Origin of the sequence: Priestia sp. FSL W8-0001 (genome assembly GCF_038050335.1) — a bacterium.
In the GTDB taxonomy this organism is placed as follows: Bacteria; Bacillota; Bacilli; order Bacillales; family Bacillaceae_H; genus Priestia; species Priestia flexa.
This window is the reverse complement of the sequence record NZ_JBBPAL010000001.1, coordinates 1,230,984-1,252,453: the sequence shown is the minus strand read 5'-3', so window position 1 is coordinate 1,252,453 and position 21,470 is coordinate 1,230,984. Positions and strand designations below refer to the sequence as shown.

At 38.1% G+C, this 21,470-nt stretch carries 27 protein-coding genes; 1 reads left to right on the top strand and 26 read right to left on the bottom strand.

Going from position 1 to position 21,470, the window contains the following annotated elements; genetic code table 11:
* From MKZ18_RS06655 to MKZ18_RS06590, 14 genes are all read right to left on the bottom strand, one after another.
* On the bottom strand, positions 1-5,904 hold the full coding sequence (locus tag MKZ18_RS06655) for a hypothetical protein (RefSeq protein ID WP_340842696.1): 5,904 nt from the start codon (positions 5,902-5,904) through the stop codon (positions 1-3).
* A 3-nt stretch (positions 5,905-5,907) separates the two neighbouring features.
* Positions 5,908-6,153 carry a hypothetical protein gene (locus MKZ18_RS06650; RefSeq protein WP_340842698.1) on the bottom strand — a complete coding sequence of 82 codons (246 nt, stop codon included), beginning with the start codon at positions 6,151-6,153 and terminating at the stop codon, positions 5,908-5,910.
* Positions 6,154-6,251: 98 nt separating this feature from the next.
* On the bottom strand, positions 6,252-6,764 hold the full coding sequence (locus tag MKZ18_RS06645) for a hypothetical protein (RefSeq protein ID WP_340842699.1): 513 nt from the start codon (positions 6,762-6,764) through the stop codon (positions 6,252-6,254).
* 70 nt (positions 6,765-6,834) lie between these two features.
* Positions 6,835-7,404, bottom strand: a complete 570-nt coding sequence (locus tag MKZ18_RS06640; RefSeq protein WP_255905647.1) for a hypothetical protein — start codon at positions 7,402-7,404, stop codon at positions 6,835-6,837.
* Entirely contained in the window at positions 7,382-7,798 is a 417-nt protein-coding gene (locus tag MKZ18_RS06635) for a hypothetical protein (protein WP_340842703.1), read from the bottom strand. Before MKZ18_RS06635 ends, MKZ18_RS06640 begins: the two co-directional genes overlap by 23 nt.
* Positions 7,795-8,286 carry an HK97 gp10 family phage protein gene (locus MKZ18_RS06630; protein WP_340842704.1) on the bottom strand — a complete coding sequence of 164 codons (492 nt, stop codon included), beginning with the start codon at positions 8,284-8,286 and terminating at the stop codon, positions 7,795-7,797. Before MKZ18_RS06630 ends, MKZ18_RS06635 begins: the two co-directional genes overlap by 4 nt.
* Positions 8,264-8,638 (bottom strand): hypothetical protein, encoded by a 375-nt coding sequence (locus MKZ18_RS06625; RefSeq protein WP_255905650.1) that lies wholly within the window; start codon positions 8,636-8,638, stop codon positions 8,264-8,266. The genes MKZ18_RS06630 and MKZ18_RS06625 overlap by 23 nt, the downstream gene beginning before the upstream one ends.
* Position 8,639: 1 nt before the next feature.
* Positions 8,640-9,011, bottom strand: a complete 372-nt coding sequence (locus MKZ18_RS06620) for a hypothetical protein (RefSeq protein ID WP_255905651.1) — start codon at positions 9,009-9,011, stop codon at positions 8,640-8,642.
* A gap of 10 nt (positions 9,012-9,021) precedes the next feature.
* Positions 9,022-9,264, bottom strand: a complete 243-nt coding sequence (locus MKZ18_RS06615; RefSeq protein ID WP_309150023.1) for a Rho termination factor N-terminal domain-containing protein — start codon at positions 9,262-9,264, stop codon at positions 9,022-9,024.
* Between the two features lie 52 nt (positions 9,265-9,316).
* On the bottom strand, positions 9,317-9,466 hold the full coding sequence (locus MKZ18_RS06610) for a hypothetical protein (protein WP_328264594.1): 150 nt from the start codon (positions 9,464-9,466) through the stop codon (positions 9,317-9,319).
* A 33-nt stretch (positions 9,467-9,499) separates the two neighbouring features.
* Positions 9,500-10,519 (bottom strand): major capsid protein, encoded by a 1,020-nt coding sequence (locus tag MKZ18_RS06605; protein WP_340842712.1) that lies wholly within the window; start codon positions 10,517-10,519, stop codon positions 9,500-9,502.
* 63 nt (positions 10,520-10,582) lie between these two features.
* Entirely contained in the window at positions 10,583-10,972 is a 390-nt protein-coding gene (locus MKZ18_RS06600; RefSeq protein WP_160203500.1) for a hypothetical protein, read from the bottom strand.
* A 3-nt stretch (positions 10,973-10,975) separates the two neighbouring features.
* Positions 10,976-11,698, bottom strand: a complete 723-nt coding sequence (locus MKZ18_RS06595) for a hypothetical protein (protein ID WP_340842716.1) — start codon at positions 11,696-11,698, stop codon at positions 10,976-10,978.
* A gap of 104 nt (positions 11,699-11,802) precedes the next feature.
* The gene (locus tag MKZ18_RS06590; protein WP_340842718.1) at positions 11,803-13,029 is read right to left on the bottom strand and encodes a hypothetical protein; all 1,227 of its coding nucleotides are present in this window, start codon (positions 13,027-13,029) and stop codon (positions 11,803-11,805) included.
* A gap of 111 nt (positions 13,030-13,140) precedes the next feature.
* On the opposite strand from MKZ18_RS06590, the gene MKZ18_RS06585 reads away from it, so the two are divergent.
* Positions 13,141-13,287 carry a ribbon-helix-helix domain-containing protein gene (locus tag MKZ18_RS06585; RefSeq protein WP_340842719.1) on the top strand — a complete coding sequence of 49 codons (147 nt, stop codon included), beginning with the start codon at positions 13,141-13,143 and terminating at the stop codon, positions 13,285-13,287.
* A 10-nt stretch (positions 13,288-13,297) separates the two neighbouring features.
* Here the strand turns inward: MKZ18_RS06585 and MKZ18_RS06580 are convergent, their stop codons facing one another.
* The 12 genes from MKZ18_RS06580 to MKZ18_RS06525 all read right to left on the bottom strand — a co-directional run bounded on the left by MKZ18_RS06580 (position 13,298) and on the right by MKZ18_RS06525 (position 21,349).
* Positions 13,298-14,413, bottom strand: coding sequence for a phage minor capsid protein (locus MKZ18_RS06580; protein ID WP_340842721.1), 1,116 nt, complete (start codon positions 14,411-14,413; stop codon positions 13,298-13,300).
* Positions 14,410-16,011, bottom strand: coding sequence for a hypothetical protein (locus MKZ18_RS06575; RefSeq protein ID WP_340842722.1), 1,602 nt, complete (start codon positions 16,009-16,011; stop codon positions 14,410-14,412). Before MKZ18_RS06575 ends, MKZ18_RS06580 begins: the two co-directional genes overlap by 4 nt.
* 170 nt (positions 16,012-16,181) lie before the next feature.
* Positions 16,182-16,490 carry a hypothetical protein gene (locus MKZ18_RS06570; protein ID WP_330533885.1) on the bottom strand — a complete coding sequence of 103 codons (309 nt, stop codon included), beginning with the start codon at positions 16,488-16,490 and terminating at the stop codon, positions 16,182-16,184.
* 14 nt (positions 16,491-16,504) lie between these two features.
* Positions 16,505-17,782: a PBSX family phage terminase large subunit gene (locus tag MKZ18_RS06565; protein ID WP_328249918.1), complete on the bottom strand. Its 1,278-nt coding sequence runs from the start codon at positions 17,780-17,782 to the stop codon at positions 16,505-16,507.
* Entirely contained in the window at positions 17,775-18,641 is an 867-nt protein-coding gene (locus MKZ18_RS06560) for a terminase small subunit (protein WP_445936757.1), read from the bottom strand. Before MKZ18_RS06560 ends, MKZ18_RS06565 begins: the two co-directional genes overlap by 8 nt.
* Before the next feature lie 47 nt (positions 18,642-18,688).
* On the bottom strand, positions 18,689-18,913 hold the full coding sequence (locus MKZ18_RS06555) for a hypothetical protein (RefSeq protein ID WP_340842726.1): 225 nt from the start codon (positions 18,911-18,913) through the stop codon (positions 18,689-18,691).
* 119 nt (positions 18,914-19,032) lie between these two features.
* Entirely contained in the window at positions 19,033-19,212 is a 180-nt protein-coding gene (locus MKZ18_RS06550) for a hypothetical protein (protein WP_255905662.1), read from the bottom strand.
* A 1-nt stretch (position 19,213) separates the two neighbouring features.
* Positions 19,214-19,456 (bottom strand): hypothetical protein, encoded by a 243-nt coding sequence (locus MKZ18_RS06545; protein ID WP_340842728.1) that lies wholly within the window; start codon positions 19,454-19,456, stop codon positions 19,214-19,216.
* A gap of 86 nt (positions 19,457-19,542) precedes the next feature.
* Complete coding sequence (locus MKZ18_RS06540; protein ID WP_340842730.1) at positions 19,543-19,710, bottom strand: hypothetical protein; 168 nt, start codon at positions 19,708-19,710, stop codon at positions 19,543-19,545.
* 492 nt (positions 19,711-20,202) lie between these two features.
* The gene (locus tag MKZ18_RS06535) at positions 20,203-20,703 is read right to left on the bottom strand and encodes a hypothetical protein (RefSeq protein ID WP_340842732.1); all 501 of its coding nucleotides are present in this window, start codon (positions 20,701-20,703) and stop codon (positions 20,203-20,205) included.
* An 11-nt stretch (positions 20,704-20,714) separates the two neighbouring features.
* Complete coding sequence (locus tag MKZ18_RS06530) at positions 20,715-21,110, bottom strand: hypothetical protein (protein WP_340842734.1); 396 nt, start codon at positions 21,108-21,110, stop codon at positions 20,715-20,717.
* Positions 21,107-21,349 (bottom strand): hypothetical protein, encoded by a 243-nt coding sequence (locus tag MKZ18_RS06525; RefSeq protein WP_340842735.1) that lies wholly within the window; start codon positions 21,347-21,349, stop codon positions 21,107-21,109. Before MKZ18_RS06525 ends, MKZ18_RS06530 begins: the two co-directional genes overlap by 4 nt.
* Positions 21,350-21,470 lie beyond the last annotated feature (121 nt).

Below are 21,470 nucleotides of genomic sequence, written 5' to 3'. Positions count from 1 at the left end.
CTAGAATCGTTTTTTAACATCATCTTGCTTACTGTCATACTCTTTACGTGCTTTGTAAGTAGCTTTAGCGAACGATTTACCATCAATATTAAGCTCTACAAGAATAGGCTTATCATCTTGGCTATTTCGCTCAGGCGTTTGACTAGGTTTTTCATTAGCTGGATAGTTTTTGACTAGGTTTGTTGTATTAGCGTAATCAGCTGCAGCGAATGAAGGAACTGGTGTTGTAATAGCTGAAACTGCATTGTTAGTTAAACCTTGTAGTAATGATGATAAAGACAACCTACCATCCATCAACATGTCCATATCAAAACCTAATTGCTCACCTACATATCTAAAGAGCTGTAACGCACGGGCGCGGAATTGTTCAAGTGGAATAATAACTTCACGTTTTCCACCTTCACCTACTGTTGCATCATGTTCATAGTTAATGATTCCACCACGTTCATATTTGCGTTTTCCAGTAGGCCCCCAACCCCTACGGCCATAAGGCAAATCTTTTCTCCATTTCGTGTTGTTAAAGAACGCTAATAATTGATCATAGCCTGAGAAAATGTTGCTATGGCCTTTCACGGAATAATTTCGGAATGTTGACCCCACATATTGAAGCAATCCTTTTGCCAAATTTCCAGTTCTTGCGTTAATATCATTAACGCGCGGATCTTGAGTGATTTTTTCGTTACCCTTGGATTCTCTATGAATTTGGGCAATAATCCCGTTTACTTCTGCAGGTGTTACTTTCTCTTTCATTTGTGCTGCAGCTCTTAAAATTGCACCTCTCCAAGCTTCTGCACCTTTACCGGATTTACCACCAGCACCGCCACCGCCTTGCGCCATGAAGTCTAGATGCACATGGTCAGTATGCGGATTCACCCCGCTGTAATGTCTCCAAGGTTTACCCATACCAGGCCCGGAAATTCTTCTGTTGTAAATTGCGTATTGTAAGTTATTCATGTGTGTACGCGCCCACTCAGCAATTTGTGACATAACTTTGTGGGAACCCCCAATATCAAAGGCGCGGCCATAAGCATGCATTGACTTACTAGAACCGCCCCGCACGTTACGGTTGTTATAAGCACCCATAAATTTAGTAGGTCCAAACTTATCTTTCACTTTGTTGTACCAGTATTCAACATATGGATGCATCCCGCCGAATCCACTACCAGGACCTACGGTTGAACCATCGCCCCCGCCGCCTGAGAAAGACATATATTCATCTAGTTTTGATTTGATAAAACCAACTGTAGAATCTTTTGCTTTCTTCACGCCGCCGGTTAGAATGTCACCCGCTGCACTACCTAGTTTCGGTAGATCAGGAATGAATTTACCAAACACCTTTTTCATGAGTCCTTCCGGATCAGACATGTAATCCCAAACGTCTAAAGCTAAATCTTTTGCTTTACTTGCTGTTTTTACTGTCTTATCCTTTGCATGCTCATAAAGTTCTTGTCCTTTATCTACTGCTTTGCCGCCTGTCTCTTTAGCCCAATTACCAACAGCTTTTGCAGCGTCACCGATAACGTTACCCTTTTTATACATCGGAGCAGCAATTGAACGCATGAATTGAGCTGTTTTTTCACCACTCAATACTTTTGTTCCTTTTTCCATGTTGACAAGTGTAGGTTTATTTGGACTTAGTGCAGCAGTTCCATCAGGTCTAAGCATTAATTCAGGTTTGTATCCATCACCAACCCAAGCAGGACCATCTTCCGGATGCCCGTCTGTTCCCCGCTTGTATTTTGGAATTGTCCATTTAGAAATTTCTTTTACATCTATCTTTTTAAGTACCCAGTTCACGCCATCAATTGCACCATTTAAGCCTTTACCCATCGCCCCAACTAAAGTGTTTGCAAATGAAGTAACACCTTTTTTCACGCCACCGGCCATTGCTTTGATACCATCACCGATGCGTCCAGGTAATTTTTTAGCACCTGAAACGATATCATCAAAAACAGAATTCACTTTTGTCTTGATACTTTGGAACATTTCCGTTGTGCGGTTACGTAGCGAAGTCCATGCATTTACTACACCGTCTTTTGCTGATGATGCTAATTTTGTCACATTATTTTTGATTCCAGACCATAAATCTGAAAGGAATTTTCGCACCGAATTAAAAATATTGATTGTTCCATTTTTCAATGCATTCCACTGATTTTTCACATTGTTCCAAAGACCTTGAGCTGCTTTTGTTACGAGATTTTTCAAAGCGCTCCATAAGTCAGACAGGAATTTTTTCACCGCGTTGTAAATATTAATTGTTCCGCTCTTCAACGCATTCCATTGGCTTTTTACGTTATTCCACGTTGCAGAAGCGTATTTTGACACGGTATCTTTCAAGCTAGACCACAAATTTGTTAGGAAGGATTTTGTAGCGTTATAAATATTGATTGTTCCAGCTTTTAATGCATTCCACTGTGACTTAACACCATTCCAAAGAGCTTGAGCCGCTTTGACCGCATTATCTTTCAAAGATGTCCACAAATTTGAAAGGAACGTTTTTATTTCGTTGTAAACCGTCACTGTTGAACTTTTCAAGGCGTTCCAGTTATTTTTTACGTTGTTAATGTAATTTTGTACGATTTTGGTTGCATTATCTTTGATCCAATTAAACGCCGCGACTATGAAATCTTTGACTGAGTTATAAATTGAAATTGTATTATTTTTTAAATTATTCCAGTCATTTTTTACGTTCGTCACAAAATTTTGTACGATTCCAACCGCTAAATCTTTAGCTTTCGTAAGCGCGTTTACTACTGCATCCTTGACTGCATTAAAAATTGAGATAGTTGAAGATTTTATAGAATCCCAATTTTTCACAATCGCGTAAACGGCTAATCCAATCGGTCCACCTAAAGCAGCAAGCAGTAACGGCCCCCACTGTTTAAAGAAGGAAATCACCGCATTAAAAGCTGTTGATGTCGCTGATTTTATTTGATCCCAATACTTAACAACCGCATAAACCGCTAATCCGATAGGTCCGGTAATAATCGCTAGGATTTCCGGCCAATACGTTTTCAAGAAATTCCAAACCGCTGAAGCACCTGTTTTAAATGCATCAAATAATTTATTAACGAAATTACGGAAGGTTTCAGACTTGTTATAGGCCACGACAAAAGCCACGCCTAAACCAACTAAAGCCGCGATAATTAAACCTATAGGATTCATCATCATACTTAAATTAAGCGCTCTTTGTGCAGCTGTTACCGCTGCTATAACACCCTGCAAACCACCGCCTGCTAATGTATAAGCAATCATAGCCGCTCTAACAATACCCATGATAGCCACTGATGCTTTTTGTGCTAGGTTCCAAGCTTTTACTGCAGCTGCAACACCTGTAACTATTCCTTGATAGGTAACAAACGCTGCTGCTAGTCCTAGAATGACAGGTGTAAAACCTTCCCACTCAACAAATGCATCAACTACACTAGCTATTTTTTCAGCAATTGGTTGTATAGCATCGCTCACTTTATTCAGACCAACGGCTATTTTATCCCCGATGGATTGCCAAAAAGAAGCCATGTTTTGCGCATCGCTTCCAATCAATTTATTAAGTAGAGTAGTTACTTCATCACTTATCATTTTGAATGCTTTAACAAAAGGCGCTGCAATGGTACTACCCGCTTGTTTCAATGTATCCCACAAGTGCATAACAGCATTGCGTAAATCCTCTGAGTTTTTCCATAGCTTAATAAATGTTCCACCTACTAGAACTAAGGCCCCTGAAACCACCGTTGCAGCTCCCGCTATCCTCAACATACCAAGAACAAACGGTTTGATGATCAAGAAGGTTGCTGAAAAGGCCGCTTGCATCCCTTTTGCTCTACCGATACCGATAGCCATAGGTGATAAAATTAAACTCATTGCGGTGAAGAGATACATAAACATTCCTGCTGCTGCTGTTATACTTGGATTCATTTGATTGACCGAATTAACAAAGTTACCAATAGCTGTTGCACCATCAACCACTTTAGCCGCTATCTTACCCCAAATATCTATGAAAGGTTGTAGTGCCTCTAACCAAGTGGATTTAGCTTTTTCAAGTGAAATACCTAAAGGTGTTAAACTATTTTCAAGCGCTTTGATTTTTTCGGATGTTTCTTTTTGTAATCCTTCTAATTCTGTTAGTGCTTCTTTACGAGCTAAAGCATGTTTTTCTTTCCATAGTGCAACATACTTGTTCAATTCAGAATCAGACATTTTAGTAAGTGCTTGAATTTGGCCCGCTGCTTCCGGTCCCATTTTCCTGAGAGAATCAAGCAATCCCTGGTCAATTCCTCTTTTAGCTAAACTATCAATGTTTGAAGCCCAATTCTTCATCACATCTACTTGACCTTGCAGATTTTTCATCAAGGTTTCAGGTTTTGTTTTCTCCACCTCAGCCTTTTCGAATAATCCCCAGGTATCCACAATTTCTTGTGTACGATCTTGTACTGCTTTTTGATAATCAAGCAATAACTGACCACGCTGTTCAAATACATCAGCCATTTCAGGACCTTTTGCTGCGTTAAACATCGCTACTGTAAAACCAGCTAATGCAATCCCTACTCCTATAGCAACTTGATTCATACGCATTAAGCCCTGATTAATGAGCATAATTCTATCATTCAGGTCTTTCATACTGGCATTACGGCCTAACATGCTTAATGCGATATTAGCCGCTGTTCCACGCTTACCCATATCTTCTAAACGATTACCGATGTTTAAAAAGAATTTATCAATCCTTTGGATATGACTGACTTCCGGTAAAATATCCATCATCTTTTTTGATTGATTGCTTCTTGCGTTCATCATATCAATTGAACGAATAAAACGGTCCTTGTATGCTTCCATTTGGATAGCTGCCTGATTCGCTGCATCTGATGTATTTACGCCTAATTCCGTAATCATAGCTTGGTAAGCTCTACCGCCACGTGATGCGGCCATCATAGCCCTGTCAACATCGCGCAACTTTTGTTCAACAACTCTCATTCCAGCTTCATAAGAACCGAAATCACCAGCATCACGCAACTTTTCTAGCTCTTTTCTTGAATCGTTTAACTCTTCTTTGAATTGAGCAAGACGGTGTGTAGTTTCTTCTGTTGAAATTTTCACTGTACCGTCACGATTAAGACCTAAGATAGCTAATTGTGTTTCCTTGGTAGCATCGCTTAAACCTTGGATAGTCTTAATTGCTTCTTTACCGGTCTTTGTAACGCTTGTAATTTTATTCATAGCTACACTTGATTTGATAGCTGCATCAGCCATTTGTTCTAATGACTGTGTACCTTGAACGCTCATTCTTCTAATTTCACGACTAGAAGCATTCATTTCACGCCCGAAATCTTTCAAGTGTTCAGGAAGTTGTTTAAATTTACGTTCAAAGTCAACGTCATCAGCTGCGCGTTTCAATGCTTTAAATTGGATTTCAGCACCCTTGATAGAATCACGAACTTCATCAAAAGCACCGCCATCACCTAAGTTATCAAGCACATCATCAATGTTGTTTAACTCTCTTTCAATCATGCTCAAACTACGTTGCGTAACTTTTCCTGTACGTGACATTTCTTGTTGAACACGATTAAGGGAACTATCAATCTTGTTGAATGAGTTTGTTTCACCAAGCGCTTCAAATTCATGTTCTAAATCGTTCACGGTTTGGCGCGTTTGCTCAAAATGTTGGCGTGAATCTTTTAAAGCTCTGTTTAAGTCATCTAATGCTCTACGGTCATTTAATGAATCAATTGTGTCACTAACCGCTGAAACACTATCATTCATCTGTGAGAAACTACGCGATGACTCCCTAACCGTTTGCTGTGAAGTTCTACTTACACCTTGCAAACTACGCCTAACACCTCTAACAGTGGATAACAAACCATTTGCAGAAGCAGTAAAGATAGTACGCATTTCCCGTATAATTCCGGCCACTATTTACCCTCCTTCCTGTTGGGCTTTTAACTTCTTGAGCAGTTCAATGTCTGTTTCAAATCGCTTATCCGCTTTTGAACCAGCTTCTACTTTCGGCTTGATCAGTTCAATGAATTGATTTCTCGCTTGTTTCATTTCTGAATCATCCGTTTGTAATGGATGTGAATGAGCAAGTGAAAGAAAGTTTATCCATCTATCAAACTCTTTGTTTTTAGCTTCCATTTCATCTTTATCTTTCAATAAGCTCATATGCCCTAACGCTTCTCTAAGCGGTAATTTGAGAACTTCTGAACGCCCACCAAGTAAAGGTGCAAGGCGGTAAATTATCGCTTCATGCAGCTCTATTTTTATTTTGCTGCTGCTTTTGTTTTTGGTTTTTCCGTTGTCGTCTTCACTTTCTCCATGAAATTCTTGAACTTGAATTTTGTTTGCGTCAACGCTAAAGACTTTTTTGCGCGGTTTATAAGATCATCCATATCATTCTCTTCTAAAACAGCATCATAAATGTCCATAACATCTTTAAGCTTTTGTCTTTCCATTACATCAAGTTCAACGCCACTCAAGATGCTTAGTAATTTAAAAGCTTGGTCAGGCAATTCAACCGCTAACATATCAAAAGAAGCAATCGCTTTAGTAATTACATCTTGATCTGCTGCATCTTCATCTTCTAATCCCTGGCCGTTAGTTAGTGAACCAAACAATACTTTCAAATCTTCATTTTCATTCACTTTAGCCATGATTTCTTTTATCGTTTTCATGAGCTGCTTAAATTGCAATACATCAATTTCTTCAACTTCATGATTTTCTTTTCTTACGTTACCTTCTTGATCTTTGATTTTTAATGTAATGACTGTTGCCATGTTATTTTCCTCCTTGGAATGAAAAAGAGGACTGAATTCAGCCCTCTTCTTTTTAGATTGATTTATTTAATTAAGCTGCAGCGTTTGGATCTTTTGCACCGATGTAATAGAAGTTACCAGGTTTAGATGCATCAAAGTTGTCACGAATGAACATAGACATTTCAATAGTGACGTTACCCTGTTCATTAGCAGAACTACGGTTAAAGTCACCGTCAGACGCCATTTTATAAATAGTGATATCAAGTGATTGATCTGCACCTAGCACACGTGGATGAATTTTTACGCGTTTAGCTTTGCTTCTTAATGAAGTTCCTAAAGCTGCATCCATTAACCCTACTTTAGCGCCTGATGTTGCATCAGTAATAGCTACAGTTGCAGCCATCGCTAACTCAAAGTTATCAATGCTTTCTTCTGCTGCAGTAATAGTTAATTTCGCTTCCCAACCTACTAGAATTTTGTCATAAGTTGATTCACCAAAATCAGCTACTTTAACTTCTGTGAATTGAGGTGTAATAACTAATTCTCCACCTTCTGCTTGTAGGTTGTCTTTACCGTTAAAGTTCATTACGTTAGCACCTTCGCCAACTGTAATATCTGACATACCAAAAGGAATACGTTTAGTTTGTGGTGTTCCCGCCATCGTTTATTTCCTCCTTTAAAGTGATTAATAAATTCAGTGAATATTCCATTACATCGCCACTTACACCTAAGCGGCTAGGTTCCGATACGGCTTGAATAAAGTACACGCGGTAACACGTTTCAAGCTCAGGAACGCAAACAAGCTCATCCACGGTTTGCATGTGAAAGAGCTTGTATAATTTATGAGCGGTTACTTCTGCTTCACTGAAATCAGAAGACCGAATGAAAATCATATATTCCGGACGGCGCGTTTGTGCTTCATCATTTTGATATGCTGCGCGGCCACCCTCATAATAAACGGTTCCTGTTCTATCAAGTCCAGTGTAATAATCAACGGACCATTCCAAATCAGGTTTAACCGGTTTAGCTTTGTTCATCAAAAATTCTTGGATCATTTAGCATCACCTTCTAAAGTTCTGTCACGGATGCGTTCGTTCATGCTGTTATAATCCGCTTCTGTAGCGTTAATAGCATTCTGCATGAACTTTCTGCCCGGCTTATATCCACGCCAACGGGCCTTGGTTAGCGTTCTTCTACCCCGTCCATTCAGATAGTAACGCGGATATTTCGCGCCATTATCATATTTGGTGTGTGTACCAGGACGATAAGGTTCTTCATGTCGGCGCCATGCATAAACAGAACTAGAACCACCTTCAACCACAACTTCTTGTCCGACACGTTTTGCTTCATCAAATGAAATAGAATCTTCTAAATCCCCTTCATCATGATGAACCAGCGCTTTAGCGCCTTCTTCTACAAGCTTGCCGTACATAGTCATTTCCTCAATTGCGATTGTTTCAAAGGTTTCCGGCATTTCTTCAAATAGTTGTTCCAGCTCTTTCATGCCTTGAAATTCAACATCAATATGATCTCTTTTTGCCAACGTAAGCGGTCCTAAAATAAACTTTTTTGCCGGAATAATTAAGTGTCTCTTCTAACACTGTTACATCACCCCTGACCACTTCACCAAACCGGCCTAACCATTCGATTTCAGAACCGTATTCAATTCGCGTTTCAGGCGGCAAAGTAACTTTAAGTGTAGATGTAAACTTGCTTCCATCCGTTTCTTTTACAGAAGAAGCAAATTTAGTTCCATCAGATAATTGAAATACTTCTGATGTGTATTGCACACGGGCTTTAGAAGTTTCTTTAGAGAACGCGGGCTTTCCGTATTTATCTTTTTCACTGGTAGGCGTATAGACTGTTACTTTGTCTTTCATTGGCGGTGCTGGCATATCATATTAACCTCGCTGTTCTTGCGCCGCTAGGCTTGATTTCCTTTTCTTGCTCCCGCGTAATGATTTCAACTACATCCGGTGAAATTTGTTGCGTTAGATCATACGAGAAAGAGATACCTTCCACGTTCATGCTTTTCACGCCTTGACGTTTGAACATCGCGTGTTCTTCCTCTTCACCTTCAATCATGTAGACTGTTTGTAGGCCGATGACTTTAGGTGTAAGATACTTTTCATCATAGAAGCTGGTAAGCTTGTCATAAGCGGTAAATACAAGCTTCTCCTTATCTTCCATAGATTTTTCCGTGTACACATCCGTGTACTTTATAGATTCCAGATAGGCGTTGACTAATTCAAATTCATAGCCATTCATAAAGCTTCACCTACTCTTCTTTAACAGCTTTTAGAAGTTCATCCTTCTTCATATCGTTATAGCCTTCAACGCCTTTTTCAGCGGCTATTTCCTTTAATTCAGGAACCGTTTTTTCTGCAAGAATACTCTCTTCTGTTGGCCCCACTTTATCACCAAGATTCTTTGCTTGGTCCTCAGTTAATTCAATTTCTGTACCTGGACCAACTACTTTATCTTTATAAACTAAATAGGCTTGCGCTTTATATTGTGGCATTCCATTCACCCTTTCTTTTTAAAATAAAAAAGACAAAGCAATTCGCCTTGTCTTAGAGCTTCTTCACATATCCGATTGACTCAAAATAATCTGCTGATTTTTCATCAATCTCAAGCGTTTCACCTTTCACTTTTCCGTCAATTTCAGCATCTAACACTTCAACTTCTACTTTTTTATTTTCCTCTTTTTTAGCAGCTGGCATGTTGACCACTCCTTTTCATTTAGTCTTTATTTATTAAGGTGTATAAACATCAAGGTGACGAATTAAGAAAGGATTCTCTAGTGTTGGGAACCCTGCACCATATGTTTCAATTACTGAGCGAATAGGACGCGTTAAATCCTCATTGTTCAGGTAAATGCCCGGTTGAAAATCGTTTTCCAATGTTGGACCTAATAGATATTTACCTGCACCCTCTGAAATCATGACAATGCGGTTTACAGGCATGAATTCACGTACAATAGTTTGATTTGTTGCATTGTCTTTATAAGTCATTTTACGCTCAGAAACAACGCGTAGCGGCGGTAATTCGTAGCTGTTTAATAGTTCGCTTACTTCCGCTTGATTCACACGTGTTGAACCAGCTGGACGCCCTACTTCCGCAATGATCTTTGAGTTAGTTAGAATCTTAGCGTTAAGTTCACGGGATACTAACAGTTCATCCGGTGTTTTACCGCTGTTTGCATCTGCATAAGCTTGAACTTGAGCTAATAAGAAACCGATAATATCAAAATCAGCTTTGTTGAAATCATTACCTGCAGTTAATCCTACTTTGTTTTCTGCGGGGATACCGAAATCAAAGTTGATTTTCACGTTGTTCCCGCTATACGCTAATGTACCTTTCATAAGCGCTTCTAATTTCGCTAATTGAATAAGGCGTAGTGTACCGTTCACAATATCAATGTTTCGAACAACAACCTTATCAATCATTGCAGCTTCTTCACGGTCATTACGTGCTTCATTAATTGCTACTAACTCTTCATACGTAACGATATCTTGTAAACCGAACTGAGCGATTTCACCCATACGATCAGCTACAGCGTTACGATCTACAACCGGCGGTTCTGAACCCATACCGATATATCCGGCCATAAAGTTATTTGTTTTTACAATGTCATAAGCAAATTGACGGTTAAACGTTTCTTCTGTAGGCATGTAAGCGTCCGCTAATGTAAGTGGTGCATTAGCAACCGTTTCATCTACTAGCCCACGTAATGCAGGCTTTTGGAATTGTTTTAAATGTGTAATACCAGCCATTTTATAATTTCCTCCTTGTTTTTAGGCATAATAAAAGCGCTCCCTGTTTAGGTAAGCGCCTAATTAAATGTGTTTAACGTATCGAATAAGCGGACGCGTTGCCGTTTTAAATGTTTCTGTTACTGTAGAAGGTAATTTAGCATCATAGACAGAAGCACGAATAAGAACTTCTCCTACAATCACATCATTCTTACCATCACAATCTACATCAACATTCAGTAAAGCGAATTCATCAAATCCTGTTGGAAGCGTACCAGCTGTAGCTTCTTTGTATACTTCAAATTTACCTGATGTTGTGTTACGTGCAATAGGTGTTCCAACAGGTAAATATTTCGCTCCAATTTTAGCAGCGTCTAAAGTTGCGCCACCTTCAATGTATTGCATATGAACAGAAGCTAAAATGTTTGTACCGCCTTTGAACGGTGTACGTTCAGATTTTAAATTGTACGGCATTTGTTAGTCCTCCTTTTTATTTCGGTTACGTTTTGCCATTACACGTTGATAGCTTGCAACACCAACATCATAACCGTCTTTTTCTTTTGGCTTGGTGTTTCCTTTTTGAGTAGAACCAGCGGAATAAAAACCCTTTTTCTTTGCTGTCCTTTGGTCTTCCTCTTCATCTGATTCTTCTTGAGCTTTAAGGTATTGCGGGAACTCTTCCTGTAACTCTTCAAATAGTTCATCCAAGTTTTCCGGCTCTCCATCTTCATCAAGCTCAATATCATCAACATTAATTAAACGAGCAAGCAATTTTGGATCAACGCCATTATCAATAGCAAATTCCTTTACTGTTGCACGTTTTTCTCTACGTTCAGCACGTAGGAGCTTTTCCTCTTTGGCTTTCAATTCTGATTTCAATTCATCTGCATCATCATGATCTTCTTTATCAGAACCTTTGCCTTTGTCTTTACCTTTTTCAGCCATTTCTTTGAGTCGGCGATACTCTTCAACGTCCACATTTTCGAATTTCTTCATACGTTTTCCAAGCTGCGTTTTCAGCAATTCTTGATATTGCTTCTTCAATGCAGGGTCTTTCAACATTTCCGCTAAGTTAGGCGTATCATCTTGGTCGTCGTCAGAATCCTGATCGTCGCCTTCATCACCTTCACCAGCGAAATATTGAATATCTAAACGTACAAGCGGTTCGAATGAACGTTGAAATAAAGGTTTTGCAAACATATTAAATCCTCCCACTGCGTAAGGTGCAGGAACCATGTACTCATGTAGCTTTTTATGTCATCAACGATGGTTTGGACAAGAAAAAAGCACCCTGTTAAGGACGCTTAAAGTAATAACTCTATTTGTGTGTCGGTTTTTTCTTTGTCATCAAACTCACCCGCTAAGTAACGAGCTTTAAACTCTGATAAATCATAAGGTGTTACATCGTAACCATAAATATGGTGAAATAATTTATGAATATCTTCTCTTAATGGAACGCCAATTATATCCTCATGATATTCCCTTAACCTTTCAACTATAGCGTTCAGTTCTTCTTCTTTATATTTAGCGACTTTATTAAGGAAAGGTAAATTTAGTTCTCCAAGAACTTTATTCCTCACTACATGAAAAGGTGTAGAGTGATGAATCTGTAAATTAATAGAATCTCCAGTAACAAAGCATCTCGATTCTTTTGTAGGTTTATACTTACCTATCCATTGTCTAAGTCTAGCTCTTAAATGCTGATTTAATTCACTAACTCCACCTCTCCATTGATGGTGGTTCTCTCCTCGGTGGATATCATGACCGCAATGAGGGCAACCTTTGCCTAGTTTTAAATTTCCTCTAGTTATCGATGAAGTAAATTGAGGATGTTTCGGACATCTGTATTTAAGTTTATAACTGGATGGTTTATATTCTGTTTCCAACAATTCATATCCTCGTTTATCAAATTCCTCTTTAATAGCTTCAAATGTCGAAAACACTCTAACGCAATGCACACATCTTGTTCCGTTCCTTAAAGCGTTCAATTTTATATAGCTTACATATTCAGGATGATAATTACATCTATATTTTAACTTTTGTTGAGCGTTCTTATAATCCGTTTCTAATAATGTGTAATTCAGCTCTCCGAAAATTCTTTTAACTTCCTCAAAAGAGAATCTTTTCACTGAACTTTTTCTTTCGTTTTCACATAAACTACATCCTGTTTTCTTATGCCTTACATTTCCATAATATTTTTCTTGTACAACATCATGGTGCTTCGGACATTTACATTTCATTTTCTGTCCCGTATTCCTGTATTCGGTTTCTAACAGTATGAGCCCGACCGCTTCGAAATCTTTTTTTACTTGAGAAAAATCAACTTTTTTATTTTTGGAACAAATGTTACATTTACTACCTCTTATCAAAGAAGCTAAAGTGATTTCCGATTCCACATCTGGATGTTCAGGACAGATAAACTTCATCTTTGTAACGTTGTTTTTATATTCAGTTTCCAGTAGTTCATAACCTCGTTCGGTGAATATCTTTTTAACCTCTTCATAACCGTATCTAACACCAGGTCTAGTCATTTTTCACATCCCCTTTATACAATACTTTATCATATTTATATTGTATCATAAAAATTACGTATTGTATATGCAATACCTGTTGTGATATTCTTTGATTAAGGAGATGATTTTATGAAAAAACGTATAACTTTTACTTTTGATAAAGAGACGATAAATGAATTAAAAGAAGTATCTGAACAAACGATGATTCCTCAAGCACGTTTAGTCGAACAAGCGTTAAAGAAGATAATTAAAGAACACAAAGAAAAGGAGTCGTAAGACTTCTTTTTTATTGTGCTTTTATTTCTTTATTTGCTTGTCTGTATTTCTGTTGCAACAACTTCCATGACTTGCCGTTTGTTCGTTTAATCCTCCTGAACGCACCTATGGTTTTTGGAAAGCCTTCACCCTTCAACAAAGAACGGTACTTTTCATATAGTTTAAACTCATCGTTTGCCTTCCTTCTAATATCCTGTTCCTTTTTGTAGGCTCTTTGTTGACTGTTAGAACGAATATCTTCTTTAGGTTTCCAGGTCTTCCATTTATCCTTTTCCTTTTGAATCTCTTCTTTTGTTTTAAAAGCAATTACAAAAGGAATTATGGTGTGTCTGCAGTTAGGATGAAAAGGAGGTAATTGAACCCCGCCATCATTGATTGATTTAAAACCAGGATTATCACCGGTTAAGCTAATAACCATTCCTTGAAACCCTGCGCACACATGGCACGTTGGAGCGTGTTGACTTACTTTCACAAGGGTAACACCGCTTTCTATATAACGGTTAGCAGCTCCTTGTGTATTAGCTTCACGCATTTTAGTTCTTACTACAGTTCCAGCGTACTTATCAACCCTTAACCTTCTGCGCTTACCTTTTTTATCAGGTGCAGTTAAAAAAGCGGTTAGTCCTTCTTCCTGGAATGCTTTTGCTAGTCTCTTTCTTACAACCCTGTTGTGATTACCAAGAATTAAACCATCTGCAATTTCTTTCTTAACCTTCTTTAACACCTTATTAATAGTGGTTCTAGTGCTTTTCTTAGCGGTCCTTATAGCTGCTTTTAAATCTGTTAGTGTATCACTAACAATCTTTTTAACTGCAGCAATGTGTATTTTTCGTTGGAACCCTTTTGCAATGAAACCTCTTTTAGTCATCGCATAAGCACCATCTGTTTTAGTACCCGCTTTTTCTAATGATGCACTTGCTTCATCTACAGCTAGATAATACGCCTTCTCAAGCTCTTTTGGCATCACTTCACTTGCTTTGATACCTAAACCATCTAAAGCTTTTAAAATAGCTGAAATAAGCGCCTGAGCGTTTTTATCTTCACTTAAATTAGAAGCGGAACCAATTTTATTTAATATCTGTTGGATGACATCAGCAAAGTATTCTATAAGCTGATTTGAATTCATTCTTCATCATCTTCAACTTCAATCGGATCACCGTTTATATCGCGGTTATCATCAAGATTATCACCATTTTGGCCGCCGTTCTGAATAGTTACGCTATCTACGGTTTCCCGCTCCATTTCAATGCGCTCTATTTCTTCTTGAATCCATTCTTCTGATGCAGTAGGGTTTGTTTTTCTTACGAATGTTTCAAGTGACATACCGCCGCCTTCAAATGCTGGTAAGTTCTCAGTGATTAGATCCGTTCTTGTTACAGGAACCATACTATTTAAAGCAATATCCGGTTCTTCAATCTGCACCGCTTTATCATCCTGGTTCAATAACCATAAGCAGCTACGGATTAATTGTTTAAGAAAATAGATGTATTCTTGCTGAATCTGTTCAGCTTTTACGATGGATACGAATAGATCATAGAATTTGGCTACACCGCTAACAGCTCCATTTGATGAAGAATCAGCGTAAAAATCCAACGCCTTTTCTGATGTACGTGTTTCCATCAGCATAGTTTTCATGAGGTCCTTGGCCCACTCTAAACCACCGATATTTTTAACATCTACTTGGATAACTTCCATTGCATGCCCGTTTTCATCAAACGTAGTAATTTCTAAATCTCTATGGTCAATGCGACCATTACCTACACCATACCTTTCTTCTGATTTAGACATTAGATCATCAAACACCGATTGACTAATAGCAATGCGCGGTTTTGAATTTCGTTCGTACACAATCCCGGTGTTGGTTAATCTCCAATTTATCTCTTCCTGCTTTCCAAACAGATTACGTAAATCAGAAACACCTAAAGGATTCATGAATGTTTTATTATTCGGCCAATAGCTAATGAACATCTGAGAACGTCCAGGAAAAGTATTTTTTAACTGGTCCTTCTTCAATATCTCTTTAGCGGTTGCATCATCAAGCCTTGTCATTCTTGTACCTTCTAACAAAAACAACATGTCTTCTACTTCTAAGTTTCCTTTATTTTGGCGTTCCCTGTATACGTGGATATAATCCGTTTCATTTATGGTGCGTTTATAGGCTAAATCAGCACCTAAACCATCTTCATGAGGAAAATATACATCCCTTGATTTGAATTCAATCCTAATGCCATTTTCATCATTCCAAGGCACACCAACCAATCCACCATCAACTTGATGCTGAACAATGTTGCTCCAATGTTCTAACTGCAGCTTACTATTTGTTTCAATCTGTTCTAACACTTCATTCTGCAGATCATCAATTTCACTTGAATCACCGGATGTTGGACCGTCAATAAATTCATCTGTTTCTTCATTGGCCGCTTCACTATCTTCTTTATCACTTGGAATAGAAGAAGTTATTTTTCCAATAGAGCGGGCAACTAGCATAGCGGGAACTTCTGCAATGAGTTTACAAAGGTTTGCGATGATATAAGGTGTTTGAACGTTCTTTGCTTTCACTGGTCCATTGTAATAGCGGTCTGTAATCTCACCGTTTTCTATAAGGTCTTTTGCTCTAGGGAACAATTCAGCATGGTTGCCTTCATATAAGTCACGATGCAAAAAGATATCACCGTGTTTTTCTGTTATCGTTTTATCATCCCAATTCTTCCATTCAATTGTCATCTGTTCACCTACTCCCATTCAAAATAATGTATAGATCATTCAATTTTAGTTAACATAATAATTCTTACAGGAACCAATCAACGACAAAGAACCTCACAACAGCAACGTTTGTGAAGCTTCTAAAAACACCCCTTTATACACGGTTTTATACATCGTTGATTTAACAACGTTTATTCTTCGGCTTTTTTAATTATTTCCCGGATATCCTGTATATTCTGATTAAGAAATTCACCGTCCACTTGGAACTTTAAAACACCACGTTCAACTTCATCTTTGAGGTCTTCTTGTGTGTAGAAGCTTATGATTTTCGTATGGCCTGAGTAACCGCCCTTTTCAGACTGCAGCATTTCATAAACTACAAAAGCATCTGCTTCTTCTCTCAATAGAGCTTCACGTGCTGCGCTTTCATTATCTGCTCTTTCAATCACTCTTCCATCGCTTGCTAATAAATCAACTACACGTATTCGTTTTAAACTCATGCGTTTCTCTCCTTTTACCAAGCGCTTGAGCTACTTGAACCAGCGCGCTTTTTAAATACGATTGTATTAACAAAATAGCGGTCTGAATCTAGGTGATGGTCATTCTTTTTAATTGGCTTTTCTTCGCCCCTATCCGCTGCTTTTTCATCCCAAATGTAAGAAGCAAATTCACGGAACGTTTCTTTGCAACAGTCATTGTAATAAATGAGCTTACGCTTCAACGCGCTTGCTACGTTGCGTATACCGTCCGCTACATCATTGATAGCTTTGATAACTCTAAAACCATCCTTCTTTAACTGAGCAATGAAACTAGCAGCTGATGGATCTACAATAGCCCCTCTTATCCGGATACCTTCCACAAAGGCTTTTAAGTCCTCACTGTATTCTGCATCTGTACGTTGTTTAGACTCTTTACGGCCTTCATAATGGTATTCTTTGACCTTATACCATTTATTCTTTAACTTGCCCCACAAACCGAAAACAGTAGGGTTTTGTGTACCATAGTCAATTGCTACATAGTATTCAGTGTAAGGTCTGTCTTCCGTATCTACTACGTTATCATCATGGTTGAACATATCGTAAATAACGCCTTCTGCAAGGACCCACAAACCAAGCACATAACGTTTATAGAAGATACCTGAATACATACGTTTATAACGCTCTTTAACACGCTCAGATAGCGATAAATTATCATCCATTGTAAAATGCAAATGCACCATACGTTTTTCTGTTAATTGATCTAAGTATTCAAGCTTAAACCAATGATAAGGACCAGCTGGATTGCAGTTGAACCACATCTTTGCACCTTCTACAGAACAGCGCGCGGTTGCTTGGTTAACAAATGATTGTGGCATAAGCGCAACTTCATCAAAGAACATGCCCGCTAATGTGATACCTTGGATTAAATCTTGTGAACTTTCATCTTTCCCACCGAAAACGTAAAAGTAATTGACTTTGCCTTGAAAGCTAATTGTTAAATAGTTATCAGCGCGATGATCTTTTACTTTGTATCCACGCGTTTTTAACATACGCTTGAGCGGGTTTAATACGTTACGCCGCAAAGCTCCAATAGTTTTTCCGGCCATCCCTACATTTTCTTCATTGAAAGTTTCCATAGCCCACATAACATAAGAAAGAGACATTACAACCGTTTTACCAGCACGAACAGAACCATCACAAATAATTCCGTCATTGTCTTTCACATGTGAATCTTTTCGCCACCATGTTAAGACCTGCAGCTGCTTAGTTGAAAAAGGTTTGAATTTAAAAGGAGCTGGTTTCTTTTTAATCATCGCCCCACACCTCAGCGGTTTTACCATCTAATGCTTCAATGAATCCATCGCTTTCAAACTCTTCATTATCTCCACCATCTTTAGCGGCTTTTATTTGTGCAAGTTTAAGCTTCTCTTCTTCTATCTCACGTTTGAACTTATCAGGGAACAGATCAAAGTATAAAGACAGTTTTTCCAGAGCTTTCATTTTATCCGCTAACTTAACAGATATACCATCACGGCCCTGTTTAACTTCTGATATCAATGTACCATCAATTTTACTTGATTCATTGAATTCAACGTAGTTAACCATCCTAGTTATTACGTTACCATCTTCATCTTTTATTGGACCGAACGCGCCCATCACTTCCACTTCTTTTTGTCCAAACGTTAGATAATCAGTTACATCAGCAAAGGCGATTTTTACCCACTTCTGCAACACATCCATTGCGTCAATGAATATTCCTTGTGTCATGTCCTGTTTGATGCGCTTGATTTCCTTTGAAACCTTAGCATGTCTTAACAACCTGCTACCTTCTACATGAGCGCTTTCAGGTGCATAACCGGCCTTTATTGCTGACTGAGTAGCATTGAAGCTCTTAACGTAGTACAAACAAAAAAGCCTTTGTCTATCGGTTAATTCATCCGATTCCACAATGGCTTCTATTGCATCATCACGTATTAGATTAGTGGTTGCATCCTTTTTCTTTTTGGTTGCAACCTTCTTTGGTTTGGTTGCATCCTTTTTAGTTGCACGTTGCCACTTCTCGCGGCTCTTTCTACTCTTCAATGTTCCTAGCTTAATATCATGTTTAGCTGCTAATACTGAAAGTGTGATATCACTGGTTTCAAACTCTTTACGTATTGCATCCCAATTCATTATGTCATCACTTCCTCACTCCATTCATTTTAGGCTTGTATATGTATTTAATTATTTTTATCCGGGTATCTTTCCGCGAATTGTTTTAATGTTAACCACTCTATCTTAACTACACTCCACATAGGAACTGTAAAATCACCATCATTAATCAATAAGCCTTGCATACTTTGATTTGCTGCTCTAATTATATTCGCAATTCCATCAGAAGCTTTAGCACTCATTACAAATTCTTCTCCACCTACTAAATGTAATATTCCTCTTATACCTGCCACATTGTTCACTCCTTTATGTTTATTCTCTCTCTACCAGGCAGGAAAGAAGGAATGGACGTCTACACCCCTTTTTGCGCGCTTTCAGTTTCCTACCTGATAGGCAAAGAATAAACCGCTCTTTATAAACGGTTCATCTTTCCTAAATACTCTTCTTTTGTCATTGGCTTTCCAAATGGTGTATATTCAATCTCAGCTCCATAAGCTTTCATGAAAGCCCGCTTTGTTATTTCTTCATTCGTTCCATCTTCTACTTGTACCGTTTTAGAAGAACCATTTATATCAATCGTTACTGTTTTCATGTTAATCTCTCCTATCATAAAAGGATTGTATGTAATTCAAGGTGCTTTCTAAATCTTCACCAGCGGTTGTTTCTTGCATATAGACAGTTGTTTTTAATTTATCATCACGTATTCTTGTAACAGCTATATCTAAATCAAAACCTGCAGCTTTCAAACGGTCAGTTATTTTTTCTTTTACTTTTTCCGGTGTGCTGAATAGACTTAATTCTGCTAAATCATAATCATTTAATTCAACCATTCTCATTTGATTCACTCCTTATAGCCGTATTCAGATTTACACACAAAAAAAGGACACTGAATAATCAGCGCCCTTTTCTTGATATTATGTTTTTAAATTACTCCCGGTCTACGTCCTCTACCTGGTTGATGTAGAATGTCGCCACCTCTAGGAATGTCTTCTAAAACTTTTCCACCTCTAGGATCTGAATAACCTCTTCCCGGATCAGCAGAAGGATTTCCACCTCTAGGATCTGTATAGCTTCTTCCTGGTTGTTCCATGTTTATCACCCCTTGTCTTTTATTCCTATAGTTATTTCGACAAAAGGGGATGCATTCCTTTATTTTCCTTCTCTTTCACATGAGAGAGGACGCGAACAAAAAACAACTGTATGTTTATTTAATGGCTTACCCCACCGACACATATAACATTTATGTTGTTTAAATGCTTCTTCACGTTTCCTATCCTCATTCTCTTCAAATTGTCTTTTGTTCATGTCCTCACCTCGCTGGTTTCCCGTATATTGGGATGTGTACCTGTATTTGTTTCTTAATTACCTCATGAATTTATTAGAAACTAAAAACGCCTATCCAATTGGATAAGCGCTTGTTAGTAGCTGATTGAAAAACTCTTTCGTTTAAAAGGCAAAAGTTAAGTAAAGCTTCCGTACTATAATGACCTGGAATGAATAGCCCTCGCTCTATTCACTTACAGGAATTTAGCCGGTATAAGGTTTTTCCGTGCCTTATACCTAACTTAAAGCAGGTTGACGTTCAGCACTTGTTTACTGCTGTCACTGCTTCTCCCACATTATAACTTGAATTATTTATTGATTTCAGCTTTTGGTCTAATTGGATTTTTTGGGCTTTTTGAGCAATCGTGGAAATTATGGATTCTTTGGATACTCTTATAGTTTTACGCGTCTTTTTCATATGTTCAGCGATTTGTGTATAAGTCATCCCTTCCAACATAAGATCATAAATTGTTTGTTCTTTTTCGTCCTCTATATCATCAGTAGCAGCATCTAAGAAGTGAACAATTTCTAAATAACGATAATAACGCTTTTCCCTACGGTCCAATTGATTCAATTCTGCTTGACTGATACCTGCACTTCCTTTAGGTAAAGTTGATTCAATACCGTATGTTGCTGTTAGCTTTTGAATTATAGGACTTACTTTGTTTAGCATTTTATTTAATCGTTTAATTTCATCCAACATAAAACCATAATCACGAATCCACTCTTCAATTTGCCATTCAGTTAATTGTTGAGTCATCCCGCTTCCTCCTACCTCATTCTGCTTGAGCCATCTTCCACATCAATCTTTACTTTATATTTCAATGCATTTATTTCTTCTTTCGTGCTGTCAAAAGCATTTCTCCAACGTTGCATATTCCCATAAGCCTTTGCTTCTTGCTTCCTTAACTCACGAACTGCTATTTCGGCATGAGCCTTCTTGTTCTTTTCTGCTGCTAGTTCAGCTTCTGCATAGACATATTTCCGTTCAGCATAAATGCTTTTGTATTCTTCTGAAAATGTAGCAGCTAACTTACCGATAAACACCAGCATCCGTGATAAGATTTCAATTCGTTGGACTTTCATCTCAACAGGTGTGCTTTCTAATCGCTTTTGATACTTCTTTATTTCTTCAAGGTGTTCAGCTACCCAATCTCTTTCAGTCATTTCTTTACCTTCAATCCAAAAAACCAACTTGTATCAATCTTTTTCATTTCGATAAAGTGGCTATACGTTATAGCACGAAAAGTATTTAAAAATGGTGTGACTACACAAAATAAATCCCACATACCAGGAACTTCACATCTCAATTCACAACATCTTTTTGTAGCAATCCAAGCTGCTACTGCCGAAATTAGATAAAACACGCTTAATATTACAACAGCTGCAATGATGTCATTTGTCATTTTTTCACCTTCTCGTCCAAAACCCTTAACACCTCGTTAATTAAAAAGTAAATAGCCAAACAAGCGGAATACACAGCGTAAATCATATCTTTGTCCATAACTACAACTAGTAAACTCGTAA